Origin of the sequence: Collimonas fungivorans, from assembly GCF_028292705.1 — a bacterium.
GTDB lineage: Bacteria > Pseudomonadota > Gammaproteobacteria > Burkholderiales > Burkholderiaceae_D > Collimonas > Collimonas fungivorans_B.
The window spans coordinates 1-3,492 of record NZ_JAQGLV010000109.1; the positions used below are offsets into that span (position 1 = coordinate 1).

Annotated in this window: 2 protein-coding genes and 1 tRNA gene; all 3 read left to right on the forward strand. The window is 60.6% G+C overall.

The features are described 5' to 3' along the window. The coding region (locus tag JWQ61_RS05405) for an efflux RND transporter permease subunit (protein ID WP_304359621.1) at positions 1-2,907 on the forward strand (2,907 nt) is incomplete at its 5' end. Positions 2,908-3,037: 130 nt separating this feature from the next. Then, positions 3,038-3,124 (forward strand) — tRNA-Leu (locus JWQ61_RS05410). 145 nt (positions 3,125-3,269) lie between these two features. Continuing rightward, positions 3,270-3,492, forward strand: a 223-nt coding sequence (locus tag JWQ61_RS05415) for a CreA family protein (protein WP_304359622.1), incomplete at its 3' end; no start/stop codon positions are given.

Here is a 3,492-nt window from a genome sequence, read left to right on the forward strand (position 1 = left end):
GACAAGCTGGAAAAGAAGCTGCAGGAAACGCCACATATCGACACCATCCGCAGCTATTCCAAGCCCGGCGAAACGCTGATCATCCTGACCTTGCAGGAATCGGCCCCGCCCAAGGAAACCGCGGACGCCTGGTACCAGGTGCGCAAGAAGATCAACGATATCAAACTGACCTTGCCGCAAGGCGTGGTGGGGCCGTTCTTCAATGATGAATTCGGTGAAACCTACGGCTCGATTTTTGCGGTCTCGGGCGACGGCTTCAATTATGCCGACGTCAAGGATTACGCCGATTTCGTGCGCCAGCAGTTGCTGACCTTGCCGTCGGTGGCAAAGGTGGACCTGTTCGGCGTCCAGGATGAAAAGATATTCATCGAGTTTTCGCAGAAAAAATTCTCGCAGCTGGGCATTACGGTGCAGGACATCGTCAACCAGCTGAGCGCACAAAACGCCTTGCAGTCGACCGGCGTGCTGGCCACAGCTACCGACAACCTGCAGATCCGCGTCAGCGGCGCGCTGGCCTCGCCCAAGGACCTGGAAAACCTGCAGCTGCGGGCCAACAACACCACCTTCCGGCTGGGCGATTTCGCCGTCGTCAAACGCGAATACCAGGATCCGCCGCAGACCAAGATGCGTTTCAACGGCAAGGAAGTGATCGGGCTCGGCGTCTCGATGGCGAAGGGCGGCGATATCATTTCGCTCGGTAAGGACATGGAAAGGATGACGGCCCAGATCAAGGCCAAGCTGCCGGTCGGGATCGACCTGGAGCGGGTGTCGAACCAGCCGAAAATCGTCGCCGAATCGGTCAACGAATTCCTGAAGACCTTGATGGAAGCGGTGCTGATCGTGCTGGCGGTGAGTTTCCTGTCGCTCGGTTTCCATACCAAGCCGTTCCGCATCGACGTCCGGCCCGGCCTGGTGGTGGCCCTGACAATTCCGCTGGTGCTGGCGGTGACCTTCCTATTCATGAGCATCTTCAGCATCGACTTGCACAAGATCTCGCTGGGGGCGCTGATCATCGCCCTGGGTTTGCTGGTGGACGACGCCATCATCGCGGTGGAAATGATGGTGCGCAAGATGGAAGAGGGCTTGTCGCGGCTGGAAGCGGCCACCTTTGCCTATACCTCTACCGCGATGCCGATGCTGACCGGGACCCTGATCACCGCCGCCGGTTTCCTGCCGATCGGGCTGGCGAAGTCGGCCGCCGGCGAATATACCTTTTCCATGTTCTCGGTGAATGCGCTGGCCCTGCTGATTTCCTGGCTGGTGGCGGTGTTGTTTACACCCTATATCGGTTTCCTGCTGCTGAAGGTGAAGCCGGCGGCGGGCGCCGACGGCCATCATGAATTGTTCAATACGCCGTTCTATACGCGCGTGCGGCGCACCGTCAACTGGTGCGTCGAGTGGCGCAAGACCACCATCGCCTTGACCCTGATGGTGTTTGCGCTAGGCGTGTTCGGTTTCAAGTTTATCGAAGAGCAGTTTTTCCCCGATTCCAGCCGGCCCGAGCTGATGATCGAGTTGTGGCTGCCGGAGGGTTCGTCGTTTGCCGCGACCGAGGCCGAGGCCAAGAAATTCGAAGCGTACATCCATGCCGCGCCCGAGCTGGAAAGCATGACCACTTACGTCGGCAGCGGCAGTCCGCGCTTTTACCTGCCGCTCGACCAGATCCTGCCGCAGACCAATGTGGCGCAGCTGGTGCTGCTGACCAAGGACCTGGCGTCGCGCGACGCATTGCGGCTGCGCATCACCGAGGCCTTCAAGCATGGTTTCCCGGAAGTGCGCGGGCGCGTCAAGCTGCTGCCGAGCGGTCCGCCGGTGCCGTATGCGGTGCAGTTCCGTGTCAGCGGCACCGATGCCGCCAAGGTGCGGACGATTGCCGACCAGGTCAAGAGCGTCATGAACGGCAATCCGAACATCACCGGCCTCAACGACAACTGGAACGAATCGGTCAAGGTGCTGCGGATCGACCTCGACCAGGATAAATTGCGCACCCTCGGCATCGGTTCGCAAACCGTGATGCAGACGGTCAACACCATGCTGACCGGCACCACCATCGGCCAGTACCGTGAGCATGATCGCCTGATCGATATCGTGGTGCGCCAGCCGCTGGACGAGCGTGCCACCATCGATGCCCTGAACCAGGCTAATGTGCCGACCGCCAGCGGCAAGTCGGTGCCGCTGGCGCAGGTCGCCACGGTCAAGCTGGTGTGGGAGCCGGGCGTGGTGTGGCGCGAATGGCGCAACTGGGCGATCACGGTGCAGGCGGACGTCATCGACGGCGTGCAAGGGCCGACCGTGACCGACCAGATCAATCCGCAGCTCGATAAGATCCGCGCCCAGCTGCCGCCTGGCTACCTGATCGATATCGCCGGCGCCGCCCACGATGCCGGCAAGGCGCAGGATTCGATCGCCGCCAATGTGCCGCTGGTGATTTTCATCATCTTCACTTTGCTGATGCTGCAGCTGCACAGCTTTTCGCGCTCCTTGCTGGTGTTCCTGACTGGGCCGCTCGGCGTGGCGGGGGCGGCGGCGGCGCTGCTGCTGCTGCACCGGCCGTTCGGTTTTGTCGCCCAGCTGGGGGTGATCGCGCTGTTCGGCATGATCATCCGCAATTCAGTGATCCTGATCGACCAGATCGAGCACGATATCGCCAACGGCGTGGCGCCCTGGAATGCAATTGTCGAGTCGGCGGTGCGGCGCTGCCGGCCGATCATGCTGACCGCGGCGGCGGCCGTGCTAGCGATGATTCCCTTGTCGCGTTCGGTGTTCTGGGGACCGATGGCGGTGGCTATCATGGGTGGCCTGATCGTGGCGACCGGCTTGACCTTGCTGTTCCTGCCGGCGCTGTATGCGGCCTGGTTCCGGGTCAAGAAGCCGCAGCCGGAGAGCGGCGCGGATAACCCCGGTTAAGCATGTATAAATATGGCGAGAAAACAAGACAGCCTCTCGCCATATCGAATGGCTTGCAGTAGAATAGCGGGCTGTCCAATCCTGCCGAGCCATTCTTGCCGGGCGGGGTTGCACTGTATTTGTTGGAAATGCGACCGTGGCGAAATTGGTAGACGCAACAGGTTTAGGTCCTGTCGAGAGCAATCTTGTGGAGGTTCGAGTCCTCTCGGTCGCACCAGCTGTGTCGGTATCTGGATACCGGCTGGGCATCTAAGAACCCTCTGACGAGGGTTTTTTTACGTCTGTTATCTGTGTTGAAACAGCGGCCTTGAAACGGCATGCAGGTTGTTCGGCATACAATCGTGTTCTTTCTTGGAGTAAATATGCGTACAAAATCCCTGCTGTTGATCGCCTTACTCGGTTTTGCCGCAATCGCCACAGGTACTGCGCAAGCGGCGTCGGAACAGGTGGGCGAGGTTAGCACCGCGTTCCGCTGGGTCGGGCGCAATGACCGGGTGGTGGTCGAGGCTTACGACGATCCCAAGGTGCAGGGCGTGACCTGTTATGTGTCGCGCGCACGCACCGGCGGCGTCAAGGGCACGGTCG